Origin of the sequence: Streptomyces griseomycini (assembly GCF_014203535.1) — a bacterium.
Taxonomy (GTDB): domain Bacteria; phylum Actinomycetota; class Actinomycetes; order Streptomycetales; family Streptomycetaceae; genus Streptomyces; species Streptomyces griseomycini.
In genome coordinates, this window is record NZ_JACHJI010000002.1 from 99,227 (window position 1) to 116,739 (window position 17,513).

Below are 17,513 nucleotides of genomic sequence, written 5' to 3' on the forward strand. Positions count from 1 at the left end.
CGGTCCCGCCCGTCCGCGCGCGGCATCCCCCCGGCCCGCTCGACAAGCGGCCAGAAGTACTCAACTTCTTCACAGAACAGGTGTTTTCCGGGCGACAAGGGGCATTCGGGACTGCGGATCGGCATTTGCTGAGAACACGTCAGAAGCCTTGAGGAGAGAGGGACTTATGCGTGGCAAGGGGATGAAGGTCGGTGCGATCGCGGTGGCGGCCGTCACGGGAAGCGTCGTGCTGACCGGCTGCGGCGGTGACGGCGGCTCCGACTCCGACTCCGGGTCCAAGAAGAACGGCGCCTCGGCGAGCGCGAGCAGCGGTGCCGGTGCCCGGGAGGAGGGCACGGCGGCCGTGCGCACCGCGTACGACAGGACCGCCGAGGCCGAGACGGCGCGGATGGAGATCGAGGTGAAGGCCGCCGCGGACGGCAAGACGGTCACGTCCACCGGCCAGGGGACGCTCGACATGGCGGACGGCGACAGCGTCATGACCGTCACCGCGGAGGGCCAGCGCCTCGAGCAGCGCGTGGTCGACCAGGTCCTGTACCAGAAGATGGAGGGCCAGAAGGCGCCGGGCGGCAAGTCCTGGGCCAAGATCGACCTGGGGAAGGTCGCCGAGAAGCAGGGCGTGAACCCCCAGCAGATCGGTGACCCGGCCCAGTCCGCCGCCTACGCCAAGGCGATCACCGACAAGGACGTCACCGAGGTCGGCACCGAGAAGGTCGACGGGGTCGACACCACCCGGTACAAGGTCACGGTCGACGTCGCCGAGCTGCCGGGCGGCGCCCAGCTGCGCCGGCAGATCGGTCCGACGCTGCCCATGGAGGTCTGGCTCGACGACCAGGGCCGGCTCCGTCGCCAGCAGGTCGACATGACCGTGAAGGCATCGGCGGCCGGCGGGCAGCCCGAGGGCGGCACCGCGCCCCAGCAGGTCAAGGTCAGCACGCTGATGGAGTTCTCGGACTTCGGCACCGAGGTCGACGCCGAGGCGCCGCCCGCGCAGCAGGTCGCCGACATGACCGACGAGGCCCTCCGGGGCGGCCAGGGGCGGAGCTGACCCGCAGCGGAGCACCCCGGGTCGACGGTGCCCGGTCCGACGGTGCCCCCCGGGCCGTGACCCCGGTCCGACGGTGCCCCACCACGGGCGGGCGAACGGCGGGGCCCCGGCAGACGGGCGGGGGGGGCGGCCCGGGCCCGCCGGTCAGCCCGTGTGCTCCGGCGTCCCGGGGGTGCCGCCGCCGGTTCCGTCCGTGGTCGACGTCCCCGTCGCCGTGCCTGTCTCCGTCGGCGGTCGCGTCGGGGTGGCGGTCGCTCCTCCCGCGCCCGGGAGGAGCGTCGACGTGAGGGCGATGCGGTCGCCCGTCCGGGCCCGCGCGTAGAACCACTCCGCGTCCGTGAGGCTCATGCCCAGCCAGCCCGCCTCGTCGGGGAGGGCGGCGAGGGCCCTGAGGTCGAAGGTGAGGGCGCCCGCGTAGACCGGTTCGCCGTCGGGGGTGCGCAGCTCCACCAGGTAGGGGACCTTGACCTCGTGACCGGCCTCGGCGCCGCCCTCGAGCGGCAGCAGCTCCAGCTCGGACTTGGCGGTCACCGTCAGCCGGGTGCCGGGCGGGAACCGGCCGAAGGCGTGCGAGTCGACGCGCAGGACGCGGTCGCCGACCGTGAGGGTGTGGCGGCCCAGGTCCAGCCGGCCGGACGGAGGGGGAACGGGGACCGGGGTCGCCGGGCTCCGGCTCGGGGTGTCCGACGCGGTGGCCGGAATCCGATGGTTCCGGCCGGGGTCCTCGGTGTGCAGCGTGAAGGCCACGGCGGTCAGCGCGCAGGCCGCCGCGGTCGCCGCGCCGAGTGCGGCGGCCGCTCGGCGGCGGCGGGAGCGGCGCCCCGCGCGGGTGCGGACCTCGGCGGCGCCCACGCGCGGCGGGGTTTCGTGCTGTGCCGCCAACTCGCGCAGTGCCCGGGCGAGTTCATCCGACACGGCCGCTCTCCCTCCACGCCGGCCCCTCGGCCTCGTCCACCGCCAGGTGTCTGGCCAGCGCCGCCCGTCCGCGGGACAGCCGGGCCTTGACCGTCCCCACCGGTGCGCCGGTCTCGGAGGCTACCTGCTCGACGCTGAGGTCGCACAGGTGGTGCAGGACGATCGCCATGCGTTGCGTCTCGGGCAGTTGGCGCAGCGCCGCCACCAGGGCGGTGCGTTCGGGGCCCGGTCCGGGGGTGGTCTCCGGTGGCGGGGTGCGGCGCACCAGTTCCAGCCAACGTCTGGCCCGTCTCCAGCGGCTCACCGCCAAGCGCATGGCGACCGTGCGGACCCACGCCTCGGGCGCCTCGTCGGCGAGCAGCTTGCGGCGCCGGTCCCAGGCCCGTACGAACGCCTCCTGGACCACGTCCTGGGCCTCGCCGAGGTCCCCGGTGAAGGCGTAGAGCTGGCCGGTCAGACGGGGGAACGCGGCCGCGTAGAAAGCGTCGAACTCGTCCTCGGTCATGCCCTCCACCGGTGTCTCGGATTTCCCGTGCAACCCGGCCGCCCCCGCCGTGCGTACAGGTTCCGCAGGTCGCGCACATCGAAGCACACCCCTGGAGGAGGACGATGAAAACGGGTACGGGGATCCATCGACCCGTCGCGCGGGTGGGTGCGCAGCACAGAGGGGCGGCCGTCGCGGAGGGGGCCCGCTCCCCTCTCCGCCCGGTGCGCCCGTCCCCTCTCCGCCCGGTGCGTCCGCCTCGGGCCCCGGCCGAAGTGCCGTACGTCGAGGGCGACTTCGCCGACTACGCGCGCGATCGCTGGCCGGGGCTGGTCACCACCGCCCGTCTGCTCACCGAAGACCCGCGCGCCGCCGAGGAGTTGGCGCGGCTCACCCTGGTGCGGGCGTACGCGCGGTGGCGGCGGATCCCGCGCGACGACGTCGACTTCCACGTGCGGCGCTGCCTGGTGCGGACCCGTCTGCGGGGGTGGGCCCGGCGCGCGGGCGGCCGGCGGCGGGTGGTGCTGGTGCTGCGGTACTGGGAGGGGCTGGGCGAGGCCGAGATCGCCCAGGTGCTGGGGTGTTCGGTGGGGGCCGTGCGCGCGGTGCTGCGGCGCGAGGGGAAGCGGCTCCGGCCCGGGGACACGTGTGCGGGGTTCGCCGCGGCGCTCGCCGGGTTCGTGCCGCCGGCCGTCCCGCTCGACGCCGTCCGGCGGGACGGTGCGCTGCGGCGCCGGCGGCGGGCGGGGACGGTCGCCGCCGGGTGCGCCCTGCTGCTCGCTCCCCCGGTCGCCCTCGGTCTCGGCTCCGGCGCGGGCGGTGACGTCACCGGGGCCGCGGAGGCGCCCGACAGTCCGGCGCCCGGGACCGTGCGCATCGTCGCCCCCGGGGAGCGGGTGGCCGCCGCGCCGGGTGTGGAGCTCTGGCTGACGCGGGACGGCGGGCACTGGTCCTCCCCGCAGGCGCCGAACCGCTTCCGCGCGGTGCGCGACGGAAACCTGGACCGCACCCGGGCGGGTGTCTCCGTCCAGGGCGAGCGGCTGGACGGGACGTACTTCCAGTCCGGCCTGTACCACGGCCTGACCGCCGAACCGGCCCGCGTCGAGGTCCGCACCGGCGGCAGGACGGTGACCGCGGACGTCCTGACGCTGGCGGGCAGCCCGGGGTGGGGCGTGTGGTACGCGCGGACGCCCCTGGCGGAGAGCGGCACGGGCCGGGCCGGGGGCGGACAGACCGTGACCGTGTACGACGCGGCCGGTGAGGTCCTGGCGCGGTCGGACGCCGGGCCCGCGGTCACGGAGCCGGTACGCGTCGGGGCGTGGCGCCCGTGAAGCCGTCCCCCGCCGTCGGCCGGCTCCTCGACCGGCTCCTCGTGCGGTCCCCCGGCCGGTTCCCCGGCCGGCCCCTCGGCCGGTCTCCGCGCAGGGCCCCGGGCCGTCCCCGCGTGCCCGTCCGCGTCCGTCTGCGCCGGTCCCGCGGGCGGTGGCTGCGGCGGCTGTGCGTCACCTTCCTCGCGCTCGCCGCCGTCCTGTGCGGGGCGGTCGTCGTCGCCTACCGGCTCACCGTCATCCCCGAACCGCACCCGGAGACGGTCGTGCAGAGCACGGTCTTCGTGGACGCCGAGGGCTCCTACCTGGGCCGGCGCGGCCCGGTCGACCGGCAGGAGGTCCCCCTGTCCCAGGTCCCCCGGCACGTCCAGGACGCGGTGATCGCCGCGGAGAACCGCTCCTTCCGCACGGACTCGGGGATCTCGCCGCGCGCCGTCGCCCGCGCGGTGTGGGCCACGGTGTCCGGCGGTGCGCCGCAGGGCGGTTCCACCATCACCCAGCAGTACGTGAAGAACGCGCTGCTCAGCCCGGAGCGGTCGCTGTCGCGCAAGGCGCGTGAGGCGCTGATCGCCGTCAAGCTCGACCGGACGCGCGGCAAGGACGAGATCCTGGAGGGGTACCTCAACACGGTGTACTTCGGCCGGGGCGCCGCCGGGATCCAGGCCGCCGCCCGCAACTACTTCGACGTGGCGGCGGAGGACCTCACCGTCTCCCAGGGCGCGGCGCTGGCGGCGATCGTCAACATCCCCTCGTACTACGAGAAGGCGGGCTCCGACCCGGAGGTGACCGCGACGCTGCGGGACCGCTGGGAGTGGGTGCTCGACGCGATGGAGGCAGGCGGCTCCCTCACGGGCGGGCAGCGCGCCGCCGCCCGCTTCCCCGCGTTCCGGTTCTATCCGCCGGGCGGGACCGAGGGGCAGCGGCAGTACCTGATCGACGTGGCCGCGAAGGAGGCCGCCGACCGGCTCGGGATCACCGAGGACGAGCTGGCGCGCGGCGGCTACACCGTGCACACCACCTTCGACCTGGCGCTGCAGGACGCGACGGCCGAGTCGGCGAAGGAGCACACGAGGGGCAAGGAGGGTTCCGCCGCCGAGGACGTCCGGGTGCACACGGCCGTGGTGGGGATCGAGCCCGGTGACGGGGCGGTGCGGGTGCTGTACGGCGGGGCGGACTACGCCCGGCAGCCGTTCAACGACGCGGTGAGCGGGGCGGTGGAGGCCGGCTCGGTGCTCGATCCGTTCGCCGGTGTGCGGCTCGGCGGGCCGCTGCGCGGCCTGCGCGACTCGACGGCGCCGACACCGCTGCGGCTGGCCTCGGCGTACGCGGCCGTGGCGGCGGACGGCGTGTACGCGGCTCCCCGTACCGTGGTCCGGATCACCCGGGAGGGGCGGACGGTCCACACCGCGCGCCCGGAGACCCGGCGGGTCCTGGACGAGAAGGGCGCCCACCTGGTGACGGCCCGGGCGCAGCACGGCTCCGGCGGCCCGCCCGGGACCGGCGTTCCGGCCGTCGAGCGGGCCGGCGTCAGCGGCGGGAGCGGTGCGTCCCTCACCGCCGGGGCCGGGGGCGGCGTCACCCGGCGCACCGTGTGGTCCGTCGGGTACGACTCCCGACTCACCCTGACCGTGGCGCTGTTCGCCGACCGGCCCGGTGCGAAGAAGCACACCACCGTGCCCGCACAGCTGCCGAGCGATCCGTCCCCGACCGGGCACGCGGAGGAGCTGGCGCGGCGGGTATGGGACTCGGCGGAGGATTCGTGACGTTTTCCACAAGACATGCGAATCCGGGTAACTCGTCCGCAGTGGTGGTGATTTGGCCCGTGTGTTCCGCGTCACCCCCACGGTAGAGCGGGGCAAATCGGACACGTCCGGAGTCCGGCGATGGCCGGTCCGCACTCCGTGCAGAACACTCGTAACCGCCCGCTGTACGACAGTTCGGACCGAAGAGAGCATCCACGGCCATGACGCACTCCCCGGAAACGCCTGAAGTACCCATACGCCCGTACGCGGTCACCGCCGCCGAGGTCGTCCCCGGCGATCTGCTCGCCCTGTCGCGCGAGGACGCGGAGCGGCACCGGTGGCACGTCGTCACGCACACGCTGCCCGAGACGCCGGAGGTGATCCGGGTCACGCTGCGGCCGCCGCTGGGCGGGACGGACCGGGAGGAAGTGCTGCGGCGCGAACAGCGGGTGACCGTCGCCGGGCGGCGGATGGACGCGGCCGCGGTTCCCCTGGTGACCTCGCCCGCCCTCGACGGCGTCGGCTTCCGGGACGGGGACCGGGTGAGCTCCCTGCGGGCCGTCGATCCGGAGGCCGTGGAGGTGACGTACGTCCGGCGCTGGGGCTCCTGGCGCCGGGAAGCCGACGAGGAGGGCACGGCCGGGACCGTGACCGACGCCGACGTGCGCCGGTGGGCCGCCGAGGCCGACCGGGAGGGTCTCGTCGTCCGGTACGAGCCGCGGCCGGTGCGCGCGCCGGAGGCGGCCGGGGCACGGCGGGTCGTCGTCACCGGGCTCGGCGCCGTCACCCCGTTGGGCGTCGGGGCGGGCGAGTTGTGGCGCGGACTGCTCGAAGGGCGGCACGGCGTACGGGAGTTGACGGGGGAGGAGTTCGACGGGCTGCCGGTGCGGATCGCCGGGACGGTGCCGGTGGACCCGGCCGGGCTGCTGCCGCGCCCGGCGGCGCGGCGGATGAACCGGGCCGCGCAGTTCGCCGTGCTGGCGGCGCGGGAGGCGTGGGCCGACGCCGGGTACGCGGACGGCGGCACGCGCGAGAGCGGGCTCGACCCGGAGCGGGTGGGGGTGAGCCTCGGCGCGATCCTCGGGGACGCGTCGGTGCTCGTCGGCGGCGACCGGAAGCTGCGGGAGAAGGGGCCGCGGGGCGTCTCGCCGCTCACCACGCCGATGACCGTGCCGTCGCAGGCCGCCTCCCAGGTCTCGCTCGACCTGCACATCACCGGTGAGGCGCGGACCGTCACCAGCGCGTGCGCCTCCGGCACCGAGGCGATCGGGCAGGCCGTCGACCGCATCCGGCACGGCCGGGTCGACGTGGCCCTCGCGGGCGGCGCGGAGGCGGTGATCACGCCGGCGATCATGGCGTCCTTCGCCGCGATGCGGGCGCTCGCCGACGGCGACCCCTCCGGCGGCTCGCCGTCCCGCCCCTTCGGCAAGGACCGCGACGGGTTCGTCAACGGGGAGGGCGCGGGGGTGCTCGTCCTGGAGTCCGAGGAACACGCGCGCGCCCGTGGGGCGCGCGTCTACTGCGAGGCCGCGGGATGGGGGCTGTCCACCGACGCCCACCACATGGCGGCGCCCGACCCCTCCGGCGGCGGCATCGCGCTGGCACTGCGCCGGGCCCTGCAGGACGCCGAGGGGCACGTCGCGGACGTCGTGCACGTCAACGCGCACGCCACCGCCACGGTCGACGGCGACCTCGCCGAGGCACGGGCCCTGCGGGGCGTCCTCGGACGGCGCGACGTGCCGGTCACCGCCCTCAAGGGGCACCTCGGGCACCTCCAGGGCGCCGCGGGCGGGGTGGAGGCCGTGGCCGCGGTGCTCACGCTGCACCACGGGGTGGTGCCCCCGACGATCGGCTGCGCGGAGGTCGACGACGCGATCGACCTGGACGTCGTCCGGGGCGCACCGCGCGCCCTCCCGGGCACCGGCGATCTCGTCCTGAGCAACTCCTTCGGCTTCGGCGGCCACAACGCGGTGCTGGCGCTGCGGCGGGTGGCGTAGGGGCGGGAGCGGACGGGCGCGGGAGCCGCGGGCCGTCCCCGGCGGCTCCGTCCGGCCCCGTTGGGCTCCGTTCGGCTCCGTTCGGCCCGCCCGACGGGGCGGGCCGAACGGATCAGGCGGAGCGCTTGCGGGAGGCCGGCTTCTTCGCCGGGTCCTTCTGCGCGGGAGCCTTCTCCGCCGTGCTCCTCGCCGCCGCCTTCCGCGTCTCCCGGCCCGTCGCCCCGCCCTGTCCCGTCCTCGCGGCCGGCTTCCTCGCCGACGGCGCCGTCTTCTTCGCCGCCGTCTTCTTCGCCGTGGAGGTCGGCTTCCGGCCTCCGGTCTCCTCGGGGGTCGCGCGGGGCGCCCCGCGCGACGGCGGCCGCTCGGCCCCGGCCCCCTCCACCGGCTCACCGCGGGCCGCGCGGACGCTCCACTCCAGGGCCGTCGTCAGGTCCAGGACCCTGACGCCGCGCTCCGGCTCGGGCACCTCGGGCAGGGCCTCACCGGAGATCTTGGCCGCGACGACCTCCTCCACCGCCTCGCGGTACTCGTCGCGCAGGTCCTCCAGGCCGACCTCGCTGAGGGCGTCCATCAGGGCGTCCGCGAGGTCCAGCTCCCGGTCCTGGAGGGTGACGTCCGCGTCGGGGGCGATCCCCTCGGGGGCGCGCACCTCGTCCGGCCAGAGCAGACCGTGCATGGCGATCGCATCGCCGACCACGCGGAGCATGCCCAGACGTTCGCGGCCCCGCAGCGCGAACTTCGCGATGGCCACCCGGTTGCCGCGCCTCAGGACCTCCCGCAGGAGCGTGTACGGCCTGGCGGCCGGCGCCCTGCCCGCCGCCAGGTAGTACGCGGCGCCCATCTGGAGCGGATCGACCCGTTCCTCGGGGACGAAGGTGACGATCTCGATGGTCCTGGTGGTGGGGATCGGCAGGTGGGCCAGGTCCTCGTCGGTGATCGGGATGATCGTTCCGTCCGCCTCCTCGTAGCCCCTGCTGATCTCCTGGGCGGTGACCTCGCGGTCCTCCAGCTCGCAGAACTTGCGGTGGCGGATCCGGCCGCCGTCCTCCGTGTGGATCTCGCGGAAGGGGACCGCGTGGCTCTCGGTGGCGTTCACGAGCTTGATCGGGATCCTGACCAGGCCGAACGAGATCACGCCGTTCCAGATGGACCTCACGCGCAGCACCTTTCCGGTCGTCCGCCGATCACCGCCGGGAACTTTGTCCCTTTTGGGGGGAATTCTCATCGTATAGCGGCTGCCGTCGGGGTGCCGAGGAGCGGGGACCGGCCCGCCCGGCTCACACCCGCGCCCAGGTGTTCCGGTCCCGTGCCATCGCGTACAGGGCCTCCACGTCGGCCGGTTTCAGCACCGCGCCGAGGCCGGCCAGACCCGCCACCTCCCCGTCCGTCAGGACGCGCACCTCGCGCGGCGGGGCGAGGACCGTCACGTGCGACGCTCCGACCAGGACGAGCACCGGGCGGACCTCGGCCGTCAGGGCGTAGGAGGCGCGGTCGGCGCCGGCCCGGACGCGGGGCAGGAGCGGCTGCGGTTCGTGGCGGCCCAGGCCGACCCGGGGGCCGTCGACCGTCACCCGCTGCCTGTGGGCGTACAGGGCGTGGACGGCGTACAGGCCGCCGGGGCCGATGAACAGGTGGTGGATGCGGTCGCCGCCGGGGAGCGGGACCGAGTGCAGGGTGCGCCAGCCTGCGCCGTCCATGCGGTCCAGCGCCTCGCCGACCGCCTGCTCCGCCGTGAGCGCCCTGCGGCGCGGGTCGGGGCGGAGGCGGTGGGCGGGGCCGGGGTCGCGGTCGAGGGCGATCAGCAGCGCCTCGCCGGGCCGGTTCGGCGCGAGGTCGTCGTCGGGGTGCAGGGAGAGGCGTGTCAGCTCGGCGGGGGTGGGGACCGGGGGCGGGCCGACCGAGACCGGGCCGGTGAGGAAGGGGCCCAGCGCTTCGAGGACGTCCTCCTCGCGGTCCGCGCCGAGCAGGGTGACCCTGGCCGCCTCACGGTCGTACCAGGCGATGTTCCTGCCGTCCGGGAGGCAGACGTACAACCGTTCCCGGCCGTGCCGCCAGGTCGGTATGACGCGCAGACCGTTCATGCACCATCACCCCACGACCATGGGAACAGGCGGTCGCGCCCGGGGCAAGAACACGGGGAACCCGGTTACCTTGGAGAGGAGTTGGGCATGCCCACGGGCGGGATGGTGGGGAGGCGCCGTTGCGTACCCGCAGGAAGCGACCCGACGTACCGGCCCCGGGCAGCCCGTGGAACGAGATCGTGCCCGGCCTGTGGATGGGCGGGCACGAGTTCCGGGGCCTCACCGGGCGGCTGGAGTTCGCGGTGGTGGGCCAGGAGTTCGATCTCGTGCAGACGCTGCTGCGGCTGCCCGGGCACGGGCCCGGTCCGGGGGTGGAGCACCACGTGTGGCCGATCCCCGACGGGCCCCTCGACGGGACGCAGCTCGCGGGCGTCATCCGGCTGGCCGAGGCGGCGTGCGAGGCGCTGGACGGCGGCCGCACGGTCCTCGTCCGCTGTTACCACGGGTACAACCGCTCCGGCCTGGTCGTCGCGCACGCGCTGATGCGCCGGGGCAGCACCGCCGAGGCGGCGATCCGGCTGATCCGGTCCCGGCGCTCGCGCTGGGCCCTGCACAACGAGCTGTTCGTCGACTACCTGCGGGCGGGGCTCACCACGGCCCGGCTGCTGGAGGAGCTGGCGGAGTAGGCGGGAGCACCCGGTACGCACGGCGGGAGCACCCGGTACGCAAAAAGGACTTCCTCGCGAATAAGGTGTGCGCAGCCGACCGTGCCCCCGGAAGTCCAGGAGTGCAGTGCCCCTCAGCCGCCGTATGCGCGCCCCGTGCCGTGCCGCCGCCGTCGCCCTGCTGTCGGCGGCGGCCGTCGGCTGCGGGGACACCGGCGGACTGCGCGGGGCCGGGGCGGCGCCGACCGCCGTCAGTCCCGCGCGGCTGTGGCCCGAGCTGCCCCCGGCGTCGAGCCCGGCGTTCGACCTCGGCGAGGTGGACACCGAGGTGGTCGAGGGGGTCGCCGTGCCGGGCGGCGACATCCGCGCGGTGGACCCGGCGGCCGTCGTCCGCGCGGAGATCACCGCCCACCCGGAGGAGTACCGCGGTGACCGCGCCCCCTACCGGGAGACCGTCCGCCGCATGGGCGACTGCGCCGGCGGCGGCGAGGACGGCCGGGACGGCGCCACGACCGGGTGCCCGCTCCTCGCACCGTACTACCGCGACCTGACCGGCGACGGACGCGACGACCTGACGCTGGGCTTCCGGCTGCTGCCCGAGGACCTGACCGCCGTGCGCGTCTACACCGTCGACGGCGACCGTCACCGGCTCACCCGGGTCATGGCCTACGACGACGCCCTGAGCGGCGTGGAACTGGCCGGGCGGTCGGTGATCGTCCGCTCCCCCTCCGAGGTCGCCGGGTACGAGTACCGCCTGCAGTGGACCTGGGACCCGGACCAGCGGGCGATGCTGCTCACCCACGACGAGATGCTGCGCACCGGGCACCCGAGGTCCACGCCGTCCACGCCGTCCACGCGGCCCGCCCCGTCCGCCACCTCGTCCGCGGACGCCCGGTGAGGCTCGCGCTCCCCCGGTGGGCCGGCCCGCTCGCGGTGCGGGCCGCCGTCTTCATCACCGTGATGTGCTGCGCGCTCGCCGCCCTGCTCGGCGTGCTCGTGCACGTCCAGGTGACCGACCAGACCGTCGGCCAGGCGCGCGACGCCGCGCTCCGGCGGCTGGCGGAGGCCACCGAGGCGTACGAGGCCGGGGAGGCGCTGCGGCCCGGGGCGGGGGTGGACCCGCCGGGGCTGCCCGGGCGGCTGCGGGAACTGGCCGTCGCCGGGGAGCGGGGCACGATGCTCGCCCCGTACGGGGGACGGCCCACGATGTGGGCGGCGGGCCCCGTGGACGGGCGGCGGGCGCTCGCGGTCCGGATCGACCACTCCCAGGGCAGGCGCACCATCGACGGGCTGGACCGGGCCATCGTGTGGTCGTCGGCGACGGCGATCGGGGCCACGCTGCTGGTGGGCGCGTTCGCCGTGACCCGGGTGACGCGGCGGCTGCACACCACCGCGCGGGTGGCCCGGCGGATCAGCGCGGGCGATCTCGACGCGCGCGTCGGCGATCCCCGGGCGGGGGACCGGAGCCGCCCGCAGGACGAGGTGGCCGCGGTCGCCGCCGCGCTGGACTCCATGGCGGCCTCGCTGCAGGGCAAGCTGCTCGCCGAGCAGCGGTTCACCGCGGACGTGGCGCACGAGCTGCGCACCCCGCTGACCGGGCTGCACGCGGCGGCCGAGCTGCTGCCGCCGGGCCGCCCGACCGAGCTGGTGCGGGACCGGGTGGCGGCGCTGCGCACCCTCACCGAGGACCTGCTGGAGATCTCCCGGCTGGACACCGGGCGGGAACGGCTGGAACTGGACACCGAGCGGCTCGGGGAGCTGGCCCGGCGGGTGGTGCGAGCGTCGGGCGACGGCACGGAGGTCAGGGTCGTCCGGGACGCGTCCGTGGAGACGGACCGGCGGCGGCTGGAGCGGGTGCTCGGCAATCTGGTCGCCAACGCGCACCGGCACGGGCGGGCGCCGGTGACCCTGACCGTCGACGGTCCGGTCGTCACCGTGCGGGACCACGGGCACGGCTATCCGGAGTACCTCCTCGCGCACGGGCCGCAGCGGTTCCGCACGGAGGGCGGGACGAAGGGCCATGGGCTCGGCCTGACGATCGCGCGGGGCCAGGCGGAGGTGCTCGGTGCCCGCCTGGACTTCGCCAACGCCCCGGAGGGCGGGGCGGTGGCACGCCTGACGCTCCCTCACCCCACCCCTGTCACCAGGGACGACGCGGAGTAGGGCGGGAACGCCGTCCCCGATGGCGCACCAACACGGGCGGGCACCGGGGGCCGCTCCTAGTGTGGCGGTTAGTCACCTTCGACCCATTGTCCCTCATATGGAGGTACTGCCATGTCCCTGCGTTCTTCGCGCTCTCCCCGCGCCCGCCGCCTGCCCATAGTTCTCGCCGCCGGCGCCCTCGCCGTCGCGGCCGCCGTCACCCCCGCCGTCGCGAACGACGACGGGGGCCAGGGCGGCGGCAACGGGAACTGGAACCAGCAAGGCGGCGGCGGCAACGGAAACGGAAACCAGCAAGGCGGCGGCAACAACGGCTGGAACCAGCAAGGCGGCGGCAACAACGGCTGGAACCAGCAGGGCGGCGGCAACAACGGCTGGAACCAGCAGGGCGGCGGCAACGGAAACGGAAACCAGCAGGGCGGCGGGGGCAACGGCGGCCACGACAACGGCGGCGGCAACGGCGGCGGCAACGGAAACCAGCAAGGCGGCGGAGGCAACGGCAACCAGCAAGGCGGCAACGGAAACGGCCACGGCAACGGCAACCAGCAGGGCGGCGGAGGCAACGGCGGCCACGACAACGGCGGCGGCAACGGAAACCAGCAAGGCGGCGGGGGCAACGGCAACCAGCAAGGCGGCGGGGGCAACGGCAACCAGCAGGGCGGCGGCAACGGAAACGGCCACGGCAACGGCAACCAGCAGGGCGGCGGGGGCAACGGCAACCAGCAAGGCGGCGGCAACGGAAACGGCCACGGCAACCAGCAAGGCGGCGGGGGCAACGGCAACCACGGCGACCGGGGCCGGTACAAGGGCGTCGTCACGGCGGACTCGCTGGCCCTGCGCAGCGCCCCGAACCGGGGCTCGCGGATCATCCGGTACGCCCACAGGGGCGAGGTCGTCTCGATCTTCTGCAAGGTCTCCGGCGAGAAGGTGCACGGCAACCCCCTCTGGTACCTCCTCACGGACGGCACCTGGGCCTGGGGCCCGGCCCGCCACATCGACAACATCGGCCCCGCGCCACGCTGGTGCTGACGAACGAAGCACGCAAAGCGTGTCATGTGGGTAAGTTCCGGGCATGAGCAAGGCCGGAATCACCCTGGCGACGGCGCGCGGACCGGCCGCGCCCACCGTCCGCCCCTCCCGGCGCCGGGGCATCGAACTCACCCTGATCGTCCTGGCCGTCCTGCTGTCGGTGTACGGGTACTGCGCCGTCGGCCTGGCCCAGAACGGCTCCGTCCCGCCCGGCGCCGCCGGTTACGGCGCCGGGCTCGGCGTGCTCGCCCTGGTCGCGCACCTGGCGGTGCGCTGGCGGGCGCCGCACGCCGACCCGCTGCCGCTCCCCATCGGCGTCCTGCTCAACGGCCTCGGCCTGGTGCTGATCTACCGGCTCGACCTGGAGACGCCGGGCGATCCGGCGGCCCCCACCCAGTTGGTCTGGTCGACGCTGGGCGTGGCGCTGTTCACCGTGGTGGTGCTGGTGCTGCGCGACCACCGGGTCCTCCAGTGCTACACCTACGTCTGCGTCGCCGCCGCGCTGGTCCTGTTGACGGTCCCGATCCTCTTCCCGGCGGTGAACGGGGCCCGGATCTGGATCCGGGTCGCCGGGTTCTCCATCCAGCCCGGTGAGTTCGCGAAGGTGCTGCTGGCGGTCTTCTTCGCCGCGTACCTCGCCGCGAACCGGAGCGCCCTCACCTACGCCGGCCGCCGGGTCTGGCGGCTGCAGCTGCCCACCGGCCGGGTGCTCGGCCCGATCGTCGCCGTCTGGCTGGTCAGCGTGGGCGTACTGGTGCTGGAGCGGGACCTCGGCACCTCGCTGCTGTTCTTCGGCCTGTTCGTGGTCCTGCTGTACGTCGCCACCGGCCGCACCGGCTGGATCGCCGTCGGCCTGCTGCTGGCGTCGCTGGGCGCGGTGGCCGTGGGCCGGCTGGAGCCGCACGTGCACCACCGGATCGAGACCTGGCTGCACCCGTTCGCCTCCATCGAGGCGGGTGAGGGCCCGAACCAGCTGGCCCAGTCCCTGTTCGCCTTCGCGGAGGGCGGGATGCTCGGCACCGGGCTCGGGCTGGGGCACTCCGTGCTCATCGGCTTCGCGGTCAAGTCCGACTTCATCCTGGCGACGGCCGGCGAGGAGCTGGGCCTGGCCGGACTGTCCGCGATCTTCCTGCTCTACGGGCTGCTGGTGGAGCGCGGCTACCGGGCGGGGCTCGCCCTGCGCGACCCGTTCGGCCGGCTGCTCGCCGTGGGCCTCGCCTCCCTCGTGGCGCTCCAGGTGTTCGTGATCGCGGGCGGGGTGACCGGGCTGATCCCGCTGACCGGGATGGCGATGCCGTTCCTGGCGCAGGGCGGCTCGTCGGTGGTGACCAACTGGACGATCGTGGCGCTGCTGGTCCGGCTCAGCGACTCGGCGCGCCGCCCGGGCGGCGGGGGTGCCGTCCGGTGACGCGGCACATCCGGCGCGCCGGTCTCTTCTGCGCCCTGCTGCTGGTCGCCCTGCTGGTGAACGCCGCCCGCGTCCAGGTCCTGCGGGCCGACGCCTACGACGACAACCCGGCCGACCGCCGCGACGCCATCACCCGCTACCGGCAGCCGCGCGGCGACATCCTGGTCGCCGGCCGGCCGGTCACCGGCTCGCGGGACACCGGGGAGCACCTGCGCTACGAACGGACGTACACCGACGGGCCGCTGTACGCGCCGGTGACCGGTTTCGCCTCGCAGGAGTACGGGACGACGCTGCTGGAGCACACCGAGGACGGGCTGCTGTCCGGCGCCGACCCGGTGCTCGCGCCGCTGCCGCTGTGGAACGAGTTCACCCGCTCCCGCAACGCGGGCGGCCACGTCGTGACCACGATCGACCCTGCGGCGCAGCGCGCGGCGTACGAGGGGCTGCGCTCGCGCAAGGGGGCGGTGGCGGCGGTGGAGCCGTCGACCGGCCGGATCCTGGCACTGGTGTCGGTCCCCTCGTACGACCCCGGGCTGCTGTCGGGGAACGGCAGGACGGCGCGGGACGCCTGGGCGCGGCTGAACGCCGACCCGGACCGGCCGATGCTGAACCGGGCGGTGCAGCGGACGTACCCGCCGGGTTCGACGTTCAAGGTGGTCACCGCGGCGGCGGCGCTGAACGCGGGCGTGGTGACCGACCTCGACGAGCCGACCGACTCCCCCGGCCCGTACCGGCTGCCGGGCACGACGACGCGGCTGACCAACGGGTCCCCGGGCTGCGCGGACGCCTCGGTGCGGGAGGCGTTCACCTGGTCCTGCAACACGGTCTTCGCCAAGCTGGGCGTGGAGACGGGCGTGGCGGACATGACGGCCACGGCGCAGGCCTTCGGCTTCAACGACGGGGACCTGCGGGTCCCGTTCCGGGTGGCGCGCAGCACCTTCGACACCACGGTGGACCGGGCGCAGCTCGCGCTGGCGTCGATCGGGCAGTACAACACCCGGGCCACGCCGCTGCAGATGGCGATGGTGGCGGCGGCCGTCGCGAACGGGGGGCAGGTGCGGGAGCCGTACCTGGTGGAGCGGACGGTGCGGGCGGGCGGCGGCACGGTGTCGACGGCCGGCTCCCGTCCGGTGCGGCGGGTCATGCATCCGTCGACGGCGATGCTGATGCGGGAGCTGATGCGGGGCGTGGTGGAGAAGGGGACCGGCACGAAGGCCGCGGTCCGCGGTGCCGTGGTCGGCGGCAAGACCGGTACCGCCCAGCACGGCCTGGGGAACTCCGGGACGCCGTACGCCTGGTTCGTCTCCTGGGCGCAGGGCCGTGAGGACATGGAGGCGAAGGTGGCGGTCGCCGTGGTGGTCGAGGACGCGGCGGCGAACCGGCGGGAGGTCAGCGGGGGCGGGACGGCGGCCCCGATCGCGCGGGCGGTGATGGAGGCGGTGCTGAACTCGTAGGCACAGCCGCCCACTTACTGAGACGGGGGCTACCGAACCCCCGGCTCCCGACCTACCGTTCGGTCCATGACCGAGACCACCGCCGCGTACGAACTCGCCCAGGTGAACATCGCCCGCCTCAAGGCCCCGCTGGACTCCCCGCAGCTGAAGGACTTCGTCGACAGCCTCGACCCGGTGAACGCGGACGCCGACGCCGCCCCCGGCTTCGTCTGGCGCCTCCAGAGCGAGGAGGGCGACGCGACGGACATCTCCGTCTTCGGCGACTCGTGGCTGATCATCAACATGTCGGTGTGGCGGGACGCCGACGCCCTGACGGCCTTCATGTACCAGGGCCGCCACCGGGAGATGCTGGCGCGGCGCAGGGAGTGGTTCGAGCGCGTCCAGGAGGCGATGGCGACCCTGTGGTGGGTTCCGGCGGGTCACCGCCCGACGGTCGCGGAGGCGGAGGCCCGGCTGCTGCACCTGCGCGCCAACGGCCCGACGCCGTACGCCTTCACGCTGCGGACCTCGTTCCCTCCGGGGGCGTCGGAGCCGGTGCTCGGCGAGGTGCCGGAGGGGCTGGGCTGCTCGGTCTAGCGGCGGCGGTCGACGGCGGTGAGGTCGACGTCGACGGGGAACGGGACGGTCAGCTTGAGCCGGTTGTGGAAGATGCCCATCGGGACGTACGACCTGGTCATCGGGTCCAGTTCGTAGACGTAGACCACGGGGAGTCCGTCGTTCTCCTCGACGCGCCGGTAGTGCGGGATGCCCGCGGCCGCGTACTTCCTCGGTTTCACCTCGCGGTCCCGTTCCTGCGAGTCTCTGGAGACGACCTCGACGGCGATCACGACGTCCTCCGGCCGGTACCAGGTCTGGTCCGGCCCGGCGTCGGCGTCCGCCCGGAACACCAGGACATCGGGTTCCGGGCGGTTGCGCTCGTTGAGCTTGACGGTCATCTCACGGATGACGTCCAGTCCATCCGGCGCCTGAGCCAGCAGGGCGTCGTAGCAGCCGAATGACGCGTGAGTGGAAATTGGTCCGCGGGCTCACGAAGACGAGGCTCCTGTCGATCAGCTCCGTGTGCGGAGGCAGGTCGGGAAGCTCGTCGAGGTCGTCCGCCGTCCAGCCGCCCTCCGGCGGACGAGGCCACCGGTAGTCGCCGTCCAGCCCGAAGTCGCGTGCGGCGTTCATGATCGTTCCCATGTGCTGCGGTCTGACCGGCACGGCCAGCGTACCCAGGGCGAACGGCGACGCGGCGCTCCATGAGGTGAGGCGCGGGCGCG

The 17,513-nt window shown here is 74.8% G+C and carries 15 protein-coding genes and 1 pseudogene; 11 read left to right on the plus strand and 5 right to left on the minus strand.

The window, feature by feature from the left end; all coding sequences use genetic code 11:
* The first annotated feature begins 166 nt into the window (after nucleotides 1–166).
* Nucleotides 167–1,048, plus strand: coding sequence for an SCO4651 family lipoprotein (locus tag FHS37_RS04950; RefSeq protein ID WP_184817809.1), 882 nt, complete (start codon nucleotides 167–169; stop codon nucleotides 1,046–1,048).
* Nucleotides 1,049–1,192: 144 nt separating this feature from the next.
* Here FHS37_RS04950 and FHS37_RS04955 read toward each other — a convergent pair whose 3' ends face one another.
* A complete protein-coding gene (locus FHS37_RS04955) occupies nucleotides 1,193–1,963 on the minus strand; it encodes a hypothetical protein (protein WP_184817810.1) in 771 nt (256 codons plus the stop codon).
* On the minus strand, nucleotides 1,953–2,468 hold the full coding sequence (locus tag FHS37_RS04960) for a SigE family RNA polymerase sigma factor (protein ID WP_184817811.1): 516 nt from the start codon (nucleotides 2,466–2,468) through the stop codon (nucleotides 1,953–1,955). The genes FHS37_RS04955 and FHS37_RS04960 overlap by 11 nt, the downstream gene beginning before the upstream one ends.
* A 227-nt stretch (nucleotides 2,469–2,695) precedes the next feature.
* Here FHS37_RS04960 and FHS37_RS04965 point away from each other — a divergent pair, with 227 nt between their 5' ends.
* The 3 genes from FHS37_RS04965 (at nucleotide 2,696) to FHS37_RS04975 (ending at nucleotide 7,514) form a co-directional block, all read left to right on the plus strand.
* On the plus strand, nucleotides 2,696–3,778 hold the full coding sequence (locus FHS37_RS04965) for a sigma factor-like helix-turn-helix DNA-binding protein (protein WP_229889951.1): 1,083 nt from the start codon (nucleotides 2,696–2,698) through the stop codon (nucleotides 3,776–3,778).
* Nucleotides 3,779–3,891: 113 nt separating this feature from the next.
* Nucleotides 3,892–5,538 (plus strand): transglycosylase domain-containing protein, encoded by a 1,647-nt coding sequence (locus tag FHS37_RS04970; RefSeq protein WP_229889952.1) that lies wholly within the window; start codon nucleotides 3,892–3,894, stop codon nucleotides 5,536–5,538.
* A 200-nt stretch (nucleotides 5,539–5,738) separates the two neighbouring features.
* Nucleotides 5,739–7,514, plus strand: coding sequence for a beta-ketoacyl-[acyl-carrier-protein] synthase family protein (locus tag FHS37_RS04975; protein ID WP_184817813.1), 1,776 nt, complete (start codon nucleotides 5,739–5,741; stop codon nucleotides 7,512–7,514).
* A gap of 112 nt (nucleotides 7,515–7,626) precedes the next feature.
* Here the strand turns inward: FHS37_RS04975 and ku are convergent, their stop codons facing one another.
* Both ku and FHS37_RS04985 read right to left on the minus strand, forming a co-directional pair.
* Complete coding sequence (gene ku, locus FHS37_RS04980; RefSeq protein ID WP_444545128.1) at nucleotides 7,627–8,670, minus strand: non-homologous end joining protein Ku; 1,044 nt, start codon at nucleotides 8,668–8,670, stop codon at nucleotides 7,627–7,629.
* Nucleotides 8,671–8,791: 121 nt separating this feature from the next.
* On the minus strand, nucleotides 8,792–9,595 hold the full coding sequence (locus FHS37_RS04985; RefSeq protein WP_184817815.1) for a nuclease-related domain-containing protein: 804 nt from the start codon (nucleotides 9,593–9,595) through the stop codon (nucleotides 8,792–8,794).
* Nucleotides 9,596–9,714: 119 nt separating this feature from the next.
* On the opposite strand from FHS37_RS04985, the gene FHS37_RS04990 reads away from it, so the two are divergent.
* The 7 genes from FHS37_RS04990 to FHS37_RS05020 all read left to right on the plus strand — a co-directional run bounded on the left by FHS37_RS04990 (nucleotide 9,715) and on the right by FHS37_RS05020 (nucleotide 16,827).
* On the plus strand, nucleotides 9,715–10,221 hold the full coding sequence (locus tag FHS37_RS04990; protein ID WP_184817816.1) for a protein-tyrosine phosphatase family protein: 507 nt from the start codon (nucleotides 9,715–9,717) through the stop codon (nucleotides 10,219–10,221).
* Nucleotides 10,222–10,345: 124 nt separating this feature from the next.
* Nucleotides 10,346–11,098: a hypothetical protein gene (locus FHS37_RS04995; RefSeq protein WP_184818747.1), complete on the plus strand. Its 753-nt coding sequence runs from the start codon at nucleotides 10,346–10,348 to the stop codon at nucleotides 11,096–11,098.
* Nucleotides 11,095–12,363, plus strand: a complete 1,269-nt coding sequence (locus tag FHS37_RS05000; RefSeq protein WP_184817817.1) for an ATP-binding protein — start codon at nucleotides 11,095–11,097, stop codon at nucleotides 12,361–12,363. Before FHS37_RS04995 ends, FHS37_RS05000 begins: the two co-directional genes overlap by 4 nt.
* Before the next feature lie 111 nt (nucleotides 12,364–12,474).
* Nucleotides 12,475–13,389 carry an SH3 domain-containing protein gene (locus FHS37_RS05005; RefSeq protein WP_184817818.1) on the plus strand — a complete coding sequence of 305 codons (915 nt, stop codon included), beginning with the start codon at nucleotides 12,475–12,477 and terminating at the stop codon, nucleotides 13,387–13,389.
* Nucleotides 13,390–13,432: 43 nt separating this feature from the next.
* Complete coding sequence (locus tag FHS37_RS05010) at nucleotides 13,433–14,797, plus strand: FtsW/RodA/SpoVE family cell cycle protein (RefSeq protein ID WP_184817819.1); 1,365 nt, start codon at nucleotides 13,433–13,435, stop codon at nucleotides 14,795–14,797.
* Nucleotides 14,794–16,251, plus strand: a complete 1,458-nt coding sequence (locus tag FHS37_RS05015) for a penicillin-binding transpeptidase domain-containing protein (RefSeq protein ID WP_184817820.1) — start codon at nucleotides 14,794–14,796, stop codon at nucleotides 16,249–16,251. The genes FHS37_RS05010 and FHS37_RS05015 overlap by 4 nt, the downstream gene beginning before the upstream one ends.
* A 66-nt stretch (nucleotides 16,252–16,317) precedes the next feature.
* Nucleotides 16,318–16,827: a DUF3291 domain-containing protein gene (locus tag FHS37_RS05020; protein ID WP_184817821.1), complete on the plus strand. Its 510-nt coding sequence runs from the start codon at nucleotides 16,318–16,320 to the stop codon at nucleotides 16,825–16,827.
* On the opposite strand, the pseudogene FHS37_RS05025 reads toward FHS37_RS05020, so the two are convergent.
* Nucleotides 16,824–17,421 (minus strand): annotated as a pseudogene (locus tag FHS37_RS05025) (Uma2 family endonuclease). The gene FHS37_RS05020 and the pseudogene FHS37_RS05025 overlap by 4 nt on opposite strands.
* Nucleotides 17,422–17,513: the final 92 nt, after the last annotated feature.

What these genes read in the sequence shown, in the direction of transcription:
- FHS37_RS04950 (WP_184817809.1), top strand. Translation starts at nt 167, where the DNA reads ATGCGTGGCAAGGGGATGAAGGTCGGTGCGATCGCGGTGGCGGCCGTC.
- FHS37_RS04960 (WP_184817811.1), bottom strand. Translation starts at nt 2,468, where the DNA reads ATGACCGAGGACGAGTTCGACGCTTTCTACGCGGCCGCGTTCCCCCGT.
- FHS37_RS04975 (WP_184817813.1), top strand. Translation starts at nt 5,739, where the DNA reads ATGACGCACTCCCCGGAAACGCCTGAAGTACCCATACGCCCGTACGCG.
- FHS37_RS04985 (WP_184817815.1), bottom strand. Translation starts at nt 9,595, where the DNA reads ATGAACGGTCTGCGCGTCATACCGACCTGGCGGCACGGCCGGGAACGG.
- FHS37_RS04995 (WP_184818747.1), top strand. Translation starts at nt 10,346, where the DNA reads ATGCGCGCCCCGTGCCGTGCCGCCGCCGTCGCCCTGCTGTCGGCGGCG.
- FHS37_RS05005 (WP_184817818.1), top strand. Translation starts at nt 12,475, where the DNA reads ATGTCCCTGCGTTCTTCGCGCTCTCCCCGCGCCCGCCGCCTGCCCATA.
- FHS37_RS05010 (WP_184817819.1), top strand. Translation starts at nt 13,433, where the DNA reads ATGAGCAAGGCCGGAATCACCCTGGCGACGGCGCGCGGACCGGCCGCG.
- FHS37_RS05020 (WP_184817821.1), top strand. Translation starts at nt 16,318, where the DNA reads ATGACCGAGACCACCGCCGCGTACGAACTCGCCCAGGTGAACATCGCC.